This is a genomic window from Aeromonas sp. 130281 (genome assembly GCF_056642115.1).
The window spans coordinates 38,300-53,188 of the sequence record NZ_JBWVQS010000004.1 but is presented as its reverse complement, the minus strand read 5'-3'; the positions used below and the strand labels follow the sequence as shown (position 1 = coordinate 53,188).

14 protein-coding genes, 1 other RNA gene and 1 riboswitch are annotated in these 14,889 nt (G+C 62.3%); all 15 genes read right to left on the bottom strand.

Features of this window, described 5'->3' with window-relative positions; translation table 11 throughout:
- On the bottom strand, positions 1 to 1,332 hold the full coding sequence (gene lfiI, locus AC1IN8_RS12180; RefSeq protein ID WP_247625391.1) for a flagellar protein export ATPase FliI: 1,332 nt from the start codon (positions 1,330 to 1,332) through the stop codon (positions 1 to 3).
- Entirely contained in the window at positions 1,325 to 2,017 is a 693-nt protein-coding gene (gene lfiH, locus AC1IN8_RS12175; RefSeq protein WP_139438859.1) for a lateral flagellar assembly protein FliH, read from the bottom strand. Before lfiH ends, lfiI begins: the two co-directional genes overlap by 8 nt.
- A 12-nt stretch (positions 2,018 to 2,029) precedes the next feature.
- Positions 2,030 to 3,058 carry a lateral flagellar motor switch protein FliGL gene (fliGL, locus tag AC1IN8_RS12170; protein ID WP_139438861.1) on the bottom strand — a complete coding sequence of 343 codons (1,029 nt, stop codon included), beginning with the start codon at positions 3,056 to 3,058 and terminating at the stop codon, positions 2,030 to 2,032.
- Entirely contained in the window at positions 3,045 to 4,784 is a 1,740-nt protein-coding gene (gene fliFL / locus AC1IN8_RS12165) for a lateral flagellar M-ring protein FliFL (RefSeq protein ID WP_479759208.1), read from the bottom strand. Before fliFL ends, fliGL begins: the two co-directional genes overlap by 14 nt.
- An 18-nt stretch (positions 4,785 to 4,802) precedes the next feature.
- Positions 4,803 to 5,129 carry a lateral flagellar hook-basal body complex protein LfiE gene (lfiE, locus tag AC1IN8_RS12160; RefSeq protein ID WP_025328499.1) on the bottom strand — a complete coding sequence of 109 codons (327 nt, stop codon included), beginning with the start codon at positions 5,127 to 5,129 and terminating at the stop codon, positions 4,803 to 4,805.
- Between the two features lie 11 nt (positions 5,130 to 5,140).
- The gene (lafK, locus tag AC1IN8_RS12155; RefSeq protein WP_282101134.1) at positions 5,141 to 6,403 is read right to left on the bottom strand and encodes a lateral flagellar response regulator transcription factor LafK; all 1,263 of its coding nucleotides are present in this window, start codon (positions 6,401 to 6,403) and stop codon (positions 5,141 to 5,143) included.
- A 252-nt stretch (positions 6,404 to 6,655) separates the two neighbouring features.
- A riboswitch (cyclic di-GMP riboswitch) is annotated at positions 6,656 to 6,743 on the bottom strand.
- Between the two features lie 194 nt (positions 6,744 to 6,937).
- On the bottom strand, positions 6,938 to 9,013 hold the full coding sequence (lfhA, locus tag AC1IN8_RS12150; RefSeq protein ID WP_025328501.1) for a lateral flagellar biosynthesis protein LfhA: 2,076 nt from the start codon (positions 9,011 to 9,013) through the stop codon (positions 6,938 to 6,940).
- Between the two features lie 3 nt (positions 9,014 to 9,016).
- Positions 9,017 to 10,153 carry a flagellar biosynthesis protein FlhB gene (gene flhB, locus AC1IN8_RS12145; RefSeq protein ID WP_265436454.1) on the bottom strand — a complete coding sequence of 379 codons (1,137 nt, stop codon included), beginning with the start codon at positions 10,151 to 10,153 and terminating at the stop codon, positions 9,017 to 9,019.
- Entirely contained in the window at positions 10,150 to 10,932 is a 783-nt protein-coding gene (lfiR, locus tag AC1IN8_RS12140) for a lateral flagellar biosynthetic protein LfiR (RefSeq protein ID WP_139438871.1), read from the bottom strand. The genes flhB and lfiR overlap by 4 nt, the downstream gene beginning before the upstream one ends.
- On the bottom strand, positions 10,929 to 11,198 hold the full coding sequence (fliQ, locus tag AC1IN8_RS12135) for a flagellar biosynthesis protein FliQ (RefSeq protein ID WP_025328504.1): 270 nt from the start codon (positions 11,196 to 11,198) through the stop codon (positions 10,929 to 10,931). Before fliQ ends, lfiR begins: the two co-directional genes overlap by 4 nt.
- Before the next feature lies 1 nt (position 11,199).
- Positions 11,200 to 11,934 carry a flagellar type III secretion system pore protein FliP gene (fliP, locus tag AC1IN8_RS12130; RefSeq protein WP_247625385.1) on the bottom strand — a complete coding sequence of 245 codons (735 nt, stop codon included), beginning with the start codon at positions 11,932 to 11,934 and terminating at the stop codon, positions 11,200 to 11,202.
- A complete protein-coding gene (gene lfiN, locus AC1IN8_RS12125) occupies positions 11,934 to 12,311 on the bottom strand; it encodes a lateral flagellar motor switch protein LfiN (RefSeq protein WP_025328506.1) in 378 nt (125 codons plus the stop codon). The genes fliP and lfiN overlap by 1 nt, the downstream gene beginning before the upstream one ends.
- A gap of 7 nt (positions 12,312 to 12,318) precedes the next feature.
- Positions 12,319 to 13,176, bottom strand: coding sequence for a lateral flagellar motor switch protein LfiM (gene lfiM / locus AC1IN8_RS12120; protein ID WP_282101133.1), 858 nt, complete (start codon positions 13,174 to 13,176; stop codon positions 12,319 to 12,321).
- Between the two features lie 246 nt (positions 13,177 to 13,422).
- Positions 13,423 to 13,809, bottom strand: an RNA gene (gene rnpB / locus AC1IN8_RS12115) — RNase P RNA component class A.
- A 61-nt stretch (positions 13,810 to 13,870) separates the two neighbouring features.
- The gene (gene rsmI, locus AC1IN8_RS12110; protein WP_139438874.1) at positions 13,871 to 14,704 is read right to left on the bottom strand and encodes a 16S rRNA (cytidine(1402)-2'-O)-methyltransferase; all 834 of its coding nucleotides are present in this window, start codon (positions 14,702 to 14,704) and stop codon (positions 13,871 to 13,873) included.
- Positions 14,705 to 14,889: the final 185 nt, after the last annotated feature.

The following is a 14,889-nucleotide window of genomic DNA, read 5'->3' as shown; positions in this document are numbered from 1 at the left end:
TTAGGCTCTGCCAAGCACTTGCTTGAGGCCGCTCACCACCTGGGTGATGGGGGTCTCTTCATGGATGCCCTGCTGCAGGAAGCTGGCGATGGCGGGATAGCGCTGCACGGCTTCGTCCATCTGGGGATCGGCGCCGGGCTGGTAGCCGCCAAGGGGCAACAGCTCGCGCACCTGCTGATAGCGACCCCACAGCTGGCGCAGGTTCACCGCCAGCCCCTGCCACTCCTGGGGCACCACCTGCGGCATGACCCGGCTCACCGAGGCGCCGATGTCGATGGCGGGGTAGTGCCCCTCCTCCGCCAGCCGCCGCGTCAGCACTATGTGTCCATCGAGAATGGCCCTGGCGGCATCCACCACGGGATCCTGCTGATCATCCCCCTCCGCCAGCACTGTGTAGAAGGCGCTCAGGCTGCCGTCGGTACGGGTGCCGTTGCCCGCCCGCTCCACCAGCTGGGTCAGCATGCTGAACACCGAGGGCGGATAGCCACGGGTGGCGGGCGGCTCTCCGATCGCCAGGGCTATCTCCCGCTGGGCCTGGGCATAGCGGGTCAGGGAGTCCATCAGCAGCAGCACGTCCTGACCCTGCTCACGGAAATACTCGGCGATGCGGTGGCACAGCTGGGCGGCCCGCAGGCGCATCAGGGGGGATTGATCCGCGGGAGCCGCGATCACCACGGCGCGGGCCAGCCCCTCTGTTCCCAGGCTGTGTTCGATGAACTCCCGCACCTCACGGCCCCGCTCGCCGATGAGCCCCACCACCACTATCTGGGCGCTGGTATTGCGGGTCATCATGCCGAGCAGCATGCTCTTGCCCACCCCCGAGCCGGCAAACAGCCCCAGTCGCTGGCCCTTGCCGACCGTCAGCAGGCCGTTGATGGCGCGGATGCCCACATCCAGGGGTTCGCGCACCGGGGTGCGCAGCAGGGGGTTGGGGGGGGAAGAGAACAGGGGAACCCGCTCTCCTTCCTCTGACAGCGGACGACCGTCCAGGGGATGCAGCAGACCGTCCAGCACCCGGCCGAGCAAGTGCTCGCCGACCACTATGGTCTCCTCCCCGTCGATGGGCAGCACCCGGGCACCGGCATAGAGGCCGCTCATGGGTTGCAGGGGCATCAGATAGGATATGTCGCGGTTGAAGCCGACCACCTCGGCCAGCAGGGCGTCACCCGTTGCCGTTTCCACCCGGCAGCGCTGTCCCATCACCAGCTGGCAGCCCACCACTTCCAGGGTCAGCCCGGTGACGCGCACCAGGCGGCCATAACGACGAAAGCCCGGGATCTCGTCCAGGCTGTCCAGCGCCGAGGTCAGCGCCTGCTGCAATGCCTCATGCATCCCGAGGCAGTTCCAGGGTCTGGTTGAGCTGCTCGATGCAACGACCGAGCCGCTCCCCCGTGTTGATCTCTATCACCGCGGCCCGGGTCTCGATCCGGGCGTCACCGACCCCCAGGGCCCCATCCACCTGCAGCGGCCACTTCTCGCAGCGGGTCACCCCCTGCTCGGCCAGCCGCTGTCTGTCCCCCTCATTGAGGTAGATCACCAGATCTTCCGACTCGCTCGGCAGGGTCGCCATGGCCTGTTCGACCTGCTGGAGAACCTGTTGCGGGTTGAGGGTGAACTCGGCCTGGATCACCCGCTTGGCCACCTGGGCGACCAGCTGGGCGATCAACGCCTTCTGCTCCAGCATCCGGGCCCGGGTCAGGGACTCCCACTGCAGCTGCAGCTTGGCAAAGGGGACCATGGCCTGATCGAAGGAGGCACGTCCCTCGGCCAGCCCCTGGGCCAGGCCACGCACCTGTCCCTGTTGCAGGCCCTTGGCCTCCCCCTCAATCAGGCCGCTGGTCAGCCCCTGCTGGTAGCCGGCCTGATACCCTTCGGCCTGCCCCTGCTCCAGCCCCTGCTGATAGCCGTATTCGAACTCTTCCTGCTGGCTCCTGGCCTCTTCCCCGCTCTGTCCCAGTGCCGGGAAACGGTAGAGACGGGTGGCACCGGCCGCCAGTTTGCGAACATGCTGACTCATGCCTGTCTCCTGTTAGCTGACGGTGGCTTCTTCGAACAGCTGGAACTCGATCTCGCCCTGCTCCACCAGTTCCCGCACCAGTTGCATCACCTCTTCCCTGGCCTGCTCCACCTTGCGCAGGGAGACGCTGCCCTGATCCTGGATCTGGGCTTCCAGTGCCTGTGCCATCCGCTTCGGCATGGCCCCCAGCACCACCTTGCGAAAACCGGCGTCGGTATTCTTCAGGGCCAGCGCCAGCAGCTCCGCCGGCAGCTCCTGCACCAGACGCTGCAGGGTGTCGTCGCTCTGGCGACGCAGAGCCATGAAGTCGAACATGTTCTTCTCGATCTCGAGGGCCATGTCGCCGTCGTGTTCCCGCAACAGGGAGAGCATCTGCTCCTTGTCGCCCTGATAGCGGTTGAGGATGTCGGCCACCTGGCGCACCCCGTTCACCTTGGCGCCGGACTGGTCGGCCACATAGGCGAGACAGCGATCCAGGGTCAGCCTCAACTCGGCCAGCACATGCTCGCTGACCGAGCTGAGGCTGGCGACCCGCACCAGCAGATCGTCATGGACCGACCCCGGCAGGGCATCGAGCACGGCCGAGGCGGTCTGGGGCGGCAGGAAGGCGAGCAGCACCGCCTGCATCTGGGGGTGTTCGTTGCGAAAGAAGCGGGCCAAGACATCCGCGGGCACCCATTGCAGGCGCTGGATGTCCTGGCTCATCGCATCCCCGTAGAGGCTGTCGAGCAGGCTGCGGGAGAGGCGCTGACCCAGCGCCAGATCCAGGGTCTGCTCCAGGTACTCACGAGACGCGCTGCCGATGCCGCTCTGCTCGCGATACTGGTTGAAGAACTGCTGCAGGGTCCACTTTGCCTCTATCGAGCTCACGCCGGAGAGGCCCGCCATCTTGGAGATGAGGCGCTGCACCTCGTCCCGCGACAGCTTCTGCATGACCTTGGCGGCCGCCTCTGTGCCCATGCTCAGCAGCAGGATGGCGGCCTTCTCGAGGTTGTCGATGTCGATGTCGACCGCGCTCTGGTTCAGATTACCGTTGTTCATTGCCACTCACCCATTGTCTGACCACTTCCGCCACCCGGGCAGTGTCTTTATCCACCAGCAGTTGCAGGTGCTTGAGCTGTACCTCCAGCTCGGAGCCAGGCTCCGGCAGCGCCTCCAGATCCAGCGAGGAGAACTGGGGCTCCAGCTTGTATTCCCCCTGCTGCAGGTTCTTGCCAACCGCGGTGCCGTCAGCCTCGTCATCCCCGTCACGGCGCATGGAGAGACCTATGGTCGGTTCCTGCTCTTCATCCTGCTCCTGTTCCGGCTCGGCATCAGGATATTGCTGGGTGCGCACCAGGTGCTTCACCAGGGGGCGAATGCCGAAGAACACCAGGGTCAGCCCCAGCAGACCACCCACCAGGTAGCGCAGGGAGTCTTGCCAGTAAGGGGTCTCCAGCCAGCTCGATTCCGGTGGCGTCACCGGCACGGCGCCGGTGAAGTCGAACACCTGCAGGCTGATCTGATCGCCGCGCACGCCGTCAAAGCCGACGGAGCGCTCCACCATCTGGCGGATTTGCTCCAGCTGCTCGGCGCTCCAGCCCCCCTTGGGGCCGCTCTGCTGATTGAGCAAGATGGATACGTTCATCCGCTCCAGCCGTCCCTGCTGATAGCGGGTATGCACTATGGTGCGGCTGTTCTCGTACTGCTTGCTGACCTCCTGCCGTTCGGTGCGGGTGTCGTTCTTGGCAGGCTCCGGCGTCGCCGCATTCCCCTCGGCAGCCGCTTCTGTCTGGGGCGCCGTCTCGGGAGGACGGTTGGACAGGGCCCCCGGGATGCCGAGCGCCAGGGCATCTATGGTCTTGTCGGACTTGTTGGATTCCTTGGTCACCACACCGTTGGGATCCAGCTGCTGCTGGGTCTCTTCCACCGCGTTGAAGTTGACGTCAGCGGCGATCTGGACCCGGAAGTTGCCGGTGCCCAGCATGGGATGGAGCATGTCGCTGGCACGCTGGCGGATGTACTGCTCCAGCTTGCGCACGTATTCCATCTGCTGGACGCTCTGCTTGCCGAATCCCGCCTTGTCGCCAAACTCGGCACTCAGCAATTGGCCCGCCTGATCCACTATGGTCACGGCACCGGGCTTCATGCCCGAGATGCTGCCCGCCACCAGGTTGGCGATGGCCTCGACCTGACCCGGCTCCATGGACTGACCGGGTTGCAGATCCAGCATCACAGAGGCGCTGGGTTTCTCTTCGTCACGGCCGACAAACAGGGTCCGCTTGGGGATGGCCAGATGCACCCGGGCGCTGCGCACCGCATCCAGCGAGATGATGGTTCTGGCCAGCTCCCCTTCCAGGGCATGGCGGTAGCGCGCCCCTTCCATGAACTCGCTGGTGCCAAGACCGGTCACTGTGTCCAGCCCCTCGAGGCCGGCCGGCATGGCCGCCCTGACCCCGCGCGCCGCCAGCGCCATGCGCACGTGGGCGAGCTGGCTCTCAGGCACCAGGATCTGGCCCGAGCTTTTCTCCAGCCGGAAGGGCACCTGCTCCTTCTCCAGCATCTCCATGATGTTGGCGGTGTCGTAGAGCTCCTGCTTGCCGTAGAGGGGCACATAGTTCTTGCTGGAGGTCCAGAGGATCACCACTATGGTGCCCGCCACTATGGCGGCAAGCAGCGCTATGGTCAGGATGGATTTGTTGTCCCGGGACAGGGTGCGCCAGTTGCGCATCCCTTCCTGTACCCGGGCGATCAGGGAGCCCGACGCCCCCGGCGAGGATGATACCAATTCAGTCATGACCTACCCTCAGAGCGGCATGCGCATGATGTCATCGAAGCCTGTCATCAGTTTGTTGCGCACCTGCATCAGGGCGGAAAAACTGAGACCTGCCTTCTGGCTGGCCACCATGGCCCCCACCAGATCGTCGCTCTGACCCGCGTCGACGGCGGTCATCAGTCTGGACGCGACATTCTGCTGTTCGTTGACCCGGCCGACGACGTCACGCATGGCGTCGCTGAACGAGACAGCCGAGGCGTCGTTAGGCTCGATGGAAGGGGTGTGACTGGCGACGCGCTGCATTTCCTGCATCTGCTGCAGGAGCGTCACCTGTGATGACATGATCTCAATCTTCACTCGGTTATCCCTTAGTTTTGAATCTGCTGCTCGACATCGATGCCCTGCTCGCGCATGGCAGCCAGCTTGTATCTAAGTGCCCGGGTCGTCATCCCAAGGGCTTCGGCCGTACGAGTCCGGTGACCACGAAAACGGCGCAACGTCTCCAGGACGAATTGAAATTCGGCATGCCGTTTGGTCTCGCTGAGCCCCTCCGGGGCCGCAAGCGTCTGCGGTAACAGGTTGTCGGCTTCGACGGCATAATGGGGCAGCATCAAATCGACCGCCTGAATATGCAATCCGCGAGCCATAATTAGTGCCCGCTGGATCACGTTGTCCAGTTCGCGCACATTGCCCGGCCAGTCATAGGAGAGCAGCTGCTTGCAGGCGCTCTCGCTGAGGCGATACCCCTGCTGGGCGGCGTAGCGCTCGATGAAGTACTCCGCCAGCGGCAGTATGTCGTCCGGCCGCTCCCGCAGGGCAGGCCAGCTCATGGGCAGCACATCGAGCCGGTAGAAGAGGTCCTCGCGAAACTCCCCCTGCAACACCAGCTCCCTCAGGTCTCTGTTGCTGGCGGCGATGATCCGCACATCCAGCGCAATCACCTGATGGCTGCCCAGCCGCTCGACCTCTTTCTCCTGCAGCACCCGCAGCAACTTGGCCTGCAATGCGAGCGGCAGTTCGGAGATCTCGTCGAGCAGCAGGGTGCCCCCCTGGGCCAGCTCGAACTTGCCCTGCTGGCTGGCGGTCGCGCCGGTAAAGGCCCCCTTGCTGTGTCCGAACAGGATGGATTCGAGCATGGCTTCGGGGATGGCAGCACAGTTGATGGCCACGAAGGGCTTGCCCGCCCGGCTGGACATCTCGTGGATGTAGCGGGCCAGCCGCTCCTTGCCCGTCCCCGACTCGCCGCCGATGAGGATGGTGGCCGAGGTTTTGGCAGCCCGCCTGGCAAGCTGCAAGACCTGCAGGCTCAGGGGCGAGGTGGCGATCAGGTTGGGAATGGCCTGACGCAGGCGCAGGGCTCCCCTCACCACATCGAGGATCTGGCGCTGGCTGAAAGGCTTGATGATGTAGTCGATGGCGCCGGCCCGCATGGCCTCCGCCGCCAGATAGGCCTGGTGCTCATTGACCAGGATGACGCAGTCGGTACCCGCCAGCTCCTGCACCATTGAGGGACCGGCCTCGGTCATGACCGCCATGTCGAGCAGCACGAGATCCGCTGAATGGTGAGAGAGAAATTGCTTGGCCAGCGGGACAGAATTCAGGCAAGAAACGCGATAGCCTGCCTTCAACAATATTCCCTCAACATCGTCTCCATTTGATAACGAAGAGGAAACTAATAATAAATGAGCATGAGATTCAATACCGACGGGTATTGAATTTTCCTTGATAGATAAATCAGAAAACATATTAACCCGAACCTGTGATTGCACATGAATCAATCAACAGAACTGACGCTCAAAAAATAAAAACGCACCAGGACGGGGCAGCACTTCTTATTGAGCACTTACCCTATATCGGTATGAAAACAAGGCTGGAATCATGGCCTTGGTAACCCCGCTATCATTAGCATCAATGCTGTTAGACCGGAGGCTTTGCGTCCTGACTTTTCAGTTCAGTTTGCCTTTATCATGCGACGACCCGTATTAGGATGGCATGGCTTGGTTGTCCTTAAGCCATGTGACACATCTGACTGTTTCTATTTTATTTTTTCACTGTCAGTCTGTGTCGCGTCAAAAGCCGTCACATCATAACGGCTTTATATGACAATTCAAGCAGATGTGCGGAATAGTCTCTTCCTGCCGGCATATGGGCGTGGCAATTCCACTTCAGCCCAGGGTGCCAATTACCTCGACCCGCAAATCTTCCGGGATCTCGTTATAAGAGAGCACTTTGAGACCCTTTGAAAAGGATCGGGCATAACGGGCGATCAACGGCCTGAGCTGGGGCATGACCACCAGCACAGGCGCATACCCCTGCTGCTGCAACTGCTCCTTCACCAGCGGCATGTTCTGCTGCAACTGTGCCAGCAATTGCGGGTCGACCGGGAAGCTGTCCAGCTGGATTTTTCCCTGCTGCTGGGACTGATTCATTGCCGTCAGCAGAGTCTGCTCCAGCCGATCATCCAGGGTGAAGGCCGCCAGTATGTCGCGGGATCCGATCGCCTGCCTGACGATCTGACGCTTGAGGGCGCAGCGCACGTCCGAGGCCAGCAGCACAGGATCCTTGGTCAGCTCGCTCGCATCCAGCAAGGTGGTGGCTATGGTGCGGATATCGGTGAGGCTGATCTGCTCCTTGAGCAACTGACGGAAGACCCGCAGTTGCTGCATCTGGGTCAGGGCCAGATTGAGCTCTTCCGCCAGGCGGGGCGACTGGGTGGCCAGATACTGGCCCAGCTTGCCCACCTCGTCATGACCGAAGAGCCCATCGAGCTGCTCCCTGAGCAGCTTGCTGGCATGGGTAGCGATGACGGTGGCGGAGTCCACCACGGAGTAACCCAGGTTGAGCGCCTTGGCCTTGTTGTCCGGCGAGATCCAGACCGCGTTCATGCCATAGGCCGGATCCTGGGTCAGCTCGCCGTCCAGGGCCCCATAGGTCTCCCCGCTGCTGATGGCCATCAGCCGCTGGCAATCCACATTCCCCGTGGCCAGGGCGATGCCCGACAGCTTGATGCGATACTGGTCCGGTTGCAGTTGCAGGTTGTCCCGTACCCGGATCTCGGGCAGCAGGAAACCATACTGCTCGGAGAGCGTCTTGCGAATGCCGCGCACCCGGGCGAGCAGCTCGGCCCCCTTGTTTGCCTCGGCCAGCGGCACCAGCCGATAGCCCAGTTCGATGGCGACTGCATCCACCGGCGGCAGATCCTGCCAGTCCAGCCCCTGCGGCTCCGGCTGCACCATCTGCCTCGTCAACTCTTCGGCCGCATCCAGGGCAGGGTCCTTTGCCCGGCGCTGGCTGACGCTCCAGCCGGTCCAGGCCAGCACGGCGGCAAAGCTGAGGAAGGCCAGCATGGGCATGCCGGGCACCAGGCCCAGGATCAGCATGATGGTCGCCGCCGTATAGATGACCCGGGGAGAAGCCAGGATCTGCTGGCCGACCTGATCCGACATCTCTCCCTCGTCACTCACGCGAGTGACTATGATGGCCGCCGCGGTGGACATCAGCAGGGAGGGGATCTGGGCGACCAGACCATCACCTATGGTAAGCAGGGCATAGATGCGGAAGGCATCGGAAACCGGCAGCGAGTGCTGGAAGATACCTATGGCGAGACCACCCACCAGGTTGATGATCAGCACCAGCAGGCCGGCGATGGCATCGCCACGGACAAACTTGGAGGCCCCATCCATGGCGCCGTAGAAGTCCGCTTCCCTGGCGATCTCTTCCCGCCTGGCACGGGCCTGGTGCTGATCCAGGGTCCCGGCGTTGAGATCGGCATCTATGGCCATCTGCTTGCCCGGCATGGCATCCAGGGTGAAGCGGGCGGAGACTTCGGAGATCCGCTCCCCCCCCTTGGTGATCACCACGAAGTTGATGATCATCAGGATCACGAACACCACCAGACCCACCACGTAGTTGCCACCGATCACCACTTCCCCGAAGGCCTGGATGACCTTGCCGGCGGCCTCGTTGCCCTCATGACCATGGAGCAGCACCACCCGGGTGGAGGCGACGTTGAGGGACAACCGCATCAGGGTGGCCACCAGCAGCACGGTCGGGAACACGGAGAAATCGAGGGGGCGACGGGCCGAGACAGAGACCAGCAGCACCAGCACCGCCAGCACTATGTTGAAGGTGAACAGGGCGTCCAGCAGCCAACCGGGCAGAGGCAGTATCATCATCGCCAGGATGGCCAGCAGCATCATGGGGATAGCTGTATAGGATTGGGTCAATACACGCCAGTTCACAACTTACCTCTCAGGTTGACGTAACTCGGGCGGCACATGCAGAGGGGCAAGGGGATTGGGTTTTCTGCCCTTGCCTGCCTCATAGGCCCGTAACTGCAATACGTGGTTCAATACATAGGCGACCGCTGTGTAGAGGCCTGCCGGCACTTCCTGATCCACCCGGGTGGAGTAGTAGATGGCCCGGGTCAGCTCGGGCAGGCTCATCACCATCTTGTCGTGCTGCCTGGCGACCTCGCGGATCCGCTCCGCCATGCCGTCTATGCCCTTGGCAATCACATAGGGGGCGTTGGCCCGCGCGGGATCATACTTGATGGCGACCGCGTAATGGGTCGGGTTCACTATGATCACGTCTGCCTGGGGCACCCGCTGTTCGATGCGCGCCCTGGCCAGCATGCCCTGCACCTGGCGGATCCTGGCCTTGATCTCGGGGCGCCCCTCGCTGTTCTTGTGCTCGTCCTTGACCTCCTGCTTGGTCATCTTCAACTGCTTGTTCAAAGACCAGCGCTGATAGGGGACATCCAGCACGGCGATCAGCATCTGCACGCTGCCTAGCAAGATAAATGCCTGAGAGAGGATGCGCAGCGCCTGTTCCATGGCTGCCTGGGGCGGCATGCGGTTCATCATCATCAGCAGGGGCCACTGATGCTGGAGCATCAGGGCCAGGGTGCCGCCGATCAGCACCACCTTGAGCAGGGATTTCAGCAGCTCCATCAGGCTGTGGGTCGAGAACATCCGCTTGAGCCCCTTGAGCGGATTGAGCTTCTCCCCGCTTGGCATCAGCTTCTTCCAGACCAGCACCATGCCACCCGGCACTATGCTGAGCAGGACCAGCAACAGGGCGAGCAGGCCGAACAGCGGCAGCAGGACCCACAACATGCCGATCAGCGCATCTGCGGTCCACTGGATCATCATCTGCGGATCCCGCGCCCCCTGCCAGTTGAAGCGCTGGGGCTGCTTCATCAGCTCGGCAAAGAAAAGACCGAAGCTAGGCACCATCCACTGCATGGCCAGCCCGCCTATCAGCAGCAGGCCGGCGGAGCTCAGCTCCTTGGAGCGCGCTATCTGCCCCTCTTCCCGCGCCTTGCGCCGTTTCTGGGTGGAGGCCTCTTCGGTCTTGTCCTGGGCGCTGCTCTGACTCATGTCGGCGTCAACGCCCTGAGCTGGGCCAGCACATGGGCGACCAGATCCAGATACCGGGCCGGGACGCCGCTGATGGAGATGGCCATGGTGAGCAACCCCAGCAGCAACGTCATGGGGAAGCCCAGGGAGAAAATGTTCAGGGAGGGGGCGGTACGGTTCAGCACCCCGAAGGTGAGGTTGACCATCAGCATGGCCACTACGGCAGGCAGGGTCAGGATCAGGGCCGCCCCTATGCTCCAGCCGAACAGGCCTATGACCCCCTTCAGGTCCAGCGCGTAGAGGGAGGCGCCCGGTGGCCAGCTGCGCAGGCTCTGCACCAGCACCTCCAGGGTCACCAGATGACCGTTCAGGCCGAGGAACAGCAGCGAGCAGAAGATCAGCATGATCTGGCTGACGATGGGCGCCGTGTCCCCGTTGGAGGGATCATTCATCACCGCCATCGCCAGACCCATCTGCATGGAGAGGATCTGGCCCGCCATGGTCATCACCATGAACAGCATCTGGATGCAGAGCCCGAACAGCAGGCCGAACAGCAGCTGCTCCAGGGTCAGCACCATCATGCCGACGCTGAAGGGATCCAGTGCCGGCATGCCTTTGAGCATGGGGGCGATCAGCAGGCTGATGACGAAGGCCAGAAAGATGCGAACCTGGGCCGGGATGCGACCATCACCAAACACCGGCATCACCCAGAAGGCTGCCGCGATACGAATGAAGGGCCACCACCACTGTCCCAGCCAGGCGGTCAGCTCGGCCGCACTGAGCGACAGCAGGGAGTTCATCCGATGAGCCCGGGGATCTTCTGGAACAGGTCGGAAAACAGGGTGGTGATCTGCGACAGCAGCCAGTTGCCCGTGAAGATCAGCGTCAACAGGGTCACGATGAAACGGGGCAGGAAGCTGAGGGTCTGCTCCTGGATCTGGGTCGCGGCCTGGAAGATGCTGACCACCAGACCGACGATGAGCCCCGGCACGATCAGCACCGAGACCATGATGACCACCAGATTCACGGCCCCACCCACCAGGGCCACACTCTGCTCGGGGGTCACGTCAGCCTCCCCCGCCGAAGCTGGCGGCCAGGGTACCGACCGTCATGGACCAGCCATCCACCAGCACGAACACCATCAGCTTGAATGGCAGCGAGATGATGAGGGGCGAAAGCATCATCATCCCCATCGCCATCAGTACGCTGGCGACCACCAGATCGATGACCAGGAAGGGAATGAACAGCATGAAGCCTATCTGGAAGGCGGTGTTCAGCTCGCTCAATACAAAGGCGGGCAGCAGCACGCCGAAGGGCACCTCGCTCTTGGCGAGGGTGGTGGGCTCACCTGAGATGCGCAACATCTGCTCCAGATCCGGCTCCCGGGTCTGGGCCAGCATGAACTGCCGCAAGGGTTTCTCCGCCCGGGCCAGCCCCTCGGACAGGGTAATCTCGTTCTGGTCATAGGGCACGAAGGCGTGCTGGTACATCTCGGTCCAGACAGGTCTCATGATCACCAGGGTCAGGATCAGGCTGATGCCGATCAGCACCCGGTTGGGGGGGCTCTGCTGCAACCCCATGGCCTGACGCAGAATGGCCAGCACTATGATGATCCGGGTGAAGCTGGTCATCATCAGCAGCAGGGTCGGCAACAGACCCAGAAGGGTCATGAAGAAGAGGATCTGCAGCTTGATGCTGTAATCCTCGCCCCCGGTATCGCTGGGGGAGACAGAGAACAGCGTCATGTCCGCGCCCCAGCTCGGCAACGCGAACAGCAGCAGGGCAACCAGCAGGTAACGCATCAGTCGTTCATGCCACCCAGCAGCTTGGTGTCGACCACGTCGACCAGGCGCAGGCCGTACTTGCCATTCACCACCACCACCTCGCCCCTGGCCAGCAGGCGGCCGTTGACCCGCACATCCAGCGGTTCGCCCGCCAGCTTGTCCAGCTCGATGACGGCCCCCTCTTCCACCTTCATCAGTTCCCCCAGCGCGACTTCGGTGCTGGCCACTTCCAGCGTCACCTTGACCGGGATCTGATGGAAAAAGGAGAGATCCCGCTGCTTGCTGCTACTGGTGGGCGCCATGTAGTCGGCCGCACTCGGCATGCTGATATCATCACCAAACAGCTGATCCAGGCCATCCAGATCCAGCGGGTCATTCATGTTGTGCTCGTTCACGATTCGACTACTCCTCTACCACAGTCGCAACCTGATACACCAGGCTGCCTTTATGTTCAGCAATGCGTCCATTAAAACAGGGGCGGTTGCCGATCAGGGCCGGCACCACCTCGGGCAAATCCAGGGAGAGCACATCCCCCACCTTGAGGCATTCCAGATCCGCCAGTGTCATGGACATCTGTCCCATGACCACCCGCAGTTGCACCGGCACCTGGATCAGGGCCTGCTCCAGTTGCGCCTTCTGCACGGGATGACCGGCGCCTATGCTGAGGGCCTCCTCGGGAGGCGCCAGCCAGAACTGCCAGTCATGGGTGCTGCCACCGGCCAGCATGCGGGCCTCTGTCACCCAGAGCCGGGTTGCCGGCACCGCATCCCGGGTGATCAGGGTCAGCTGCCAGGCGAGGTCTCCCTGACCGAGGCAGGCAGACCAGATGTCGATCTGGTACTGGCATAGCCGCAGCAGCAATCGCTGCTCGGTATCGGTCAATCCCCTGCCATGGGCGGTCGCGGCCCCCTTGTGTTGCAGGGAGCCACCAAAGAACAACACGGCAAGCCGATAGATGACGGTGGGAGAGATGGAGAAATAGGCGACACGCTGGGCATCCAGCGGGGTACGCGCCTCGACCCAGATCAGGGTATCGTCGCGATCCTGGGGCAGAGCGGAGGAAAAATCCTGATAAGCCAGCTCGCAATCCGCCGCATTGAACAACTGGGCCATGCAACCCGATGCCTGCTGCGAAAAAGAGCCTAGCTGGGCATTGAGCTGCTTGAGCCGCGCCTGATTGGCTCGCTCGACGCCCAGCAGATCATAATGGGGAAGGGTTTTGCCCCGCTGCGCACAGAGCAACCGGGAAGGTGTGAGCATTACGCCGCTTGATGACATTACAAATCCACCTTTGCCATTTTCATCTCGCCCTACTGCCATTTAGAGACACTCATCAGGCCAGCCGCGTGATCGATACCAATAGTCCAGCCGACATAGAGCGACCGAAACGGGCGAGAACTTTATTACAAAACCCCAAAAGGCGCCACGCGGCCGCATGACCAGCCGAAAATAAAAATCCCGGCACCAGAGGTGCCGGGATTTTAAGGTAATTACTTACCAGAAATAGGTCGGAGTCGGCCTGTAAGCCGGGTTCTGTACCGGGTTGCCCCGGGTAGCAATCATTCCTCTAGGCCAGCAATCGCTCACTGGCTCAAGCAACCTACCCGCCCCCAACGCGGGCCGCGCCAATAGGGGCCTATTTGGTCTTGCTTCGGGTGGAGTTTACCGTGCCACGAACTGTTGCCAGTCGCGCGGTGCGCTCTTACCGCACCCTTTCACCCTTACCTGATCCCTTGCGGGCCATCGGCGGTTTGCTCTCTGTTGCACTGGTCGTAGGCTCGCGCCTCCCAGGCGTTACCTGGCACCCTGCCCTATGAAGCCCGGACTTTCCTCCCCTCCGCCCGTCTGTCCCGAGGGACACAACGACGAAGCAGCGATTGCCCAGCCGACTCCGAGGCGCGGATTATAGCCTCGTGACACAGTGGGGTAAACCGGCAATTCCCCTTTACGGCAATTAATAGTGCTCGAGGCCGTACTTGTAGAGGGCATTCTTCTTCACGCCGTGGATCTCGGCGGTGAGGGCGGCCGCTTTTTTCAGCGGCAGCTCCGCCACCAGCAGCCCCAAAGTGCGGATAGCCTCGGCAGGCAGCTCTTCATCCACCTTGCTGGCACCGGCGACCACCAGCACGATCTCGCCACGGCAGCGATTATCGTCTTCCCCAAGCCAGGTCAGCATCTCGGAGGCAGGCAGACCGTGGATGGATTCGAAGGTCTTGGTCAGCTCGCGGCACACCACCACCTGGCGTTCACCGAGAATGCGAGCGATGGCCTCCACCGTATCCTGCACCCGCCGCGGCGACTCGTAGAACACCAGGGAGCGGGTGTCTTCGATGACGGCCTGCAGCCGATCGTCGCGGCCCTTGGCTTTCGCCGGCAGAAATCCTTCGAAGGAAAAACGATCTGTGGGCAGACCGGCGGCAGAGAGTGCCGTGATGGCGGCACAAGGGCCCGGCAGCGGCACCACCTTGACCCCGGCCTCGCGACAGCGGGTGACCAGGTGATAGCCGGGGTCGCTGATGAGCGGGGTGCCCGCATCCGAGACCAGGGCGACGCTCTTGCCCTCCTTGATCCGGCCTATCAGCACATCCGCCTTCTGCTGTTCGTTGTGATCGTGCAGGGCGAAGGTCGGCACCGAGATCTGGTAGTGGCTGAGCAGGATGCCGGAGTGCCGGGTATCTTCGGCGGCCACCAGATCGACGCTGCGTAAAATGTCCAATGCACGCTGGGTGATATCCGCCAGATTACCGATGGGAGTGGGGACTATATACAGGGTTGGGGTGTCACTCATGGGATCTCCGAGTGTCCCGACAATTGTGTCGCCATATTGGCCCGTTTACACTATGGAGAACTTCAACACTGGTCGGGGAATGAACTTGAACCGGGTTACAAAGCAGCTAAGTGTATCACGACTCTTCGGCATCATACTCGCGGCAGTACTGCTCGCCGCCTGTGCGTCGGAGCCCAACCCATCTT

Bases quoted from the DNA above. Each gene is read 5' to 3' on its own strand.
- lfiI (WP_247625391.1), bottom strand. From the start codon at position 1,332: ATGCATGAGGCATTGCAGCAGGCGCTGACCTCGGCGCTGGACAGCCTG.
- lfiH (WP_139438859.1), bottom strand. From the start codon at position 2,017: ATGAGTCAGCATGTTCGCAAACTGGCGGCCGGTGCCACCCGTCTCTAC.
- fliGL (WP_139438861.1), bottom strand. From the start codon at position 3,058: ATGAACAACGGTAATCTGAACCAGAGCGCGGTCGACATCGACATCGAC.
- flhB (WP_265436454.1), bottom strand. From the start codon at position 10,153: ATGAGTCAGAGCAGCGCCCAGGACAAGACCGAAGAGGCCTCCACCCAG.
- lfiR (WP_139438871.1), bottom strand. From the start codon at position 10,932: ATGAACTCCCTGCTGTCGCTCAGTGCGGCCGAGCTGACCGCCTGGCTG.
- fliP (WP_247625385.1), bottom strand. From the start codon at position 11,934: ATGCGTTACCTGCTGGTTGCCCTGCTGCTGTTCGCGTTGCCGAGCTGG.
- lfiM (WP_282101133.1), bottom strand. From the start codon at position 13,176: ATGCTCACACCTTCCCGGTTGCTCTGTGCGCAGCGGGGCAAAACCCTT.
- rsmI (WP_139438874.1), bottom strand. From the start codon at position 14,704: ATGAGTGACACCCCAACCCTGTATATAGTCCCCACTCCCATCGGTAAT.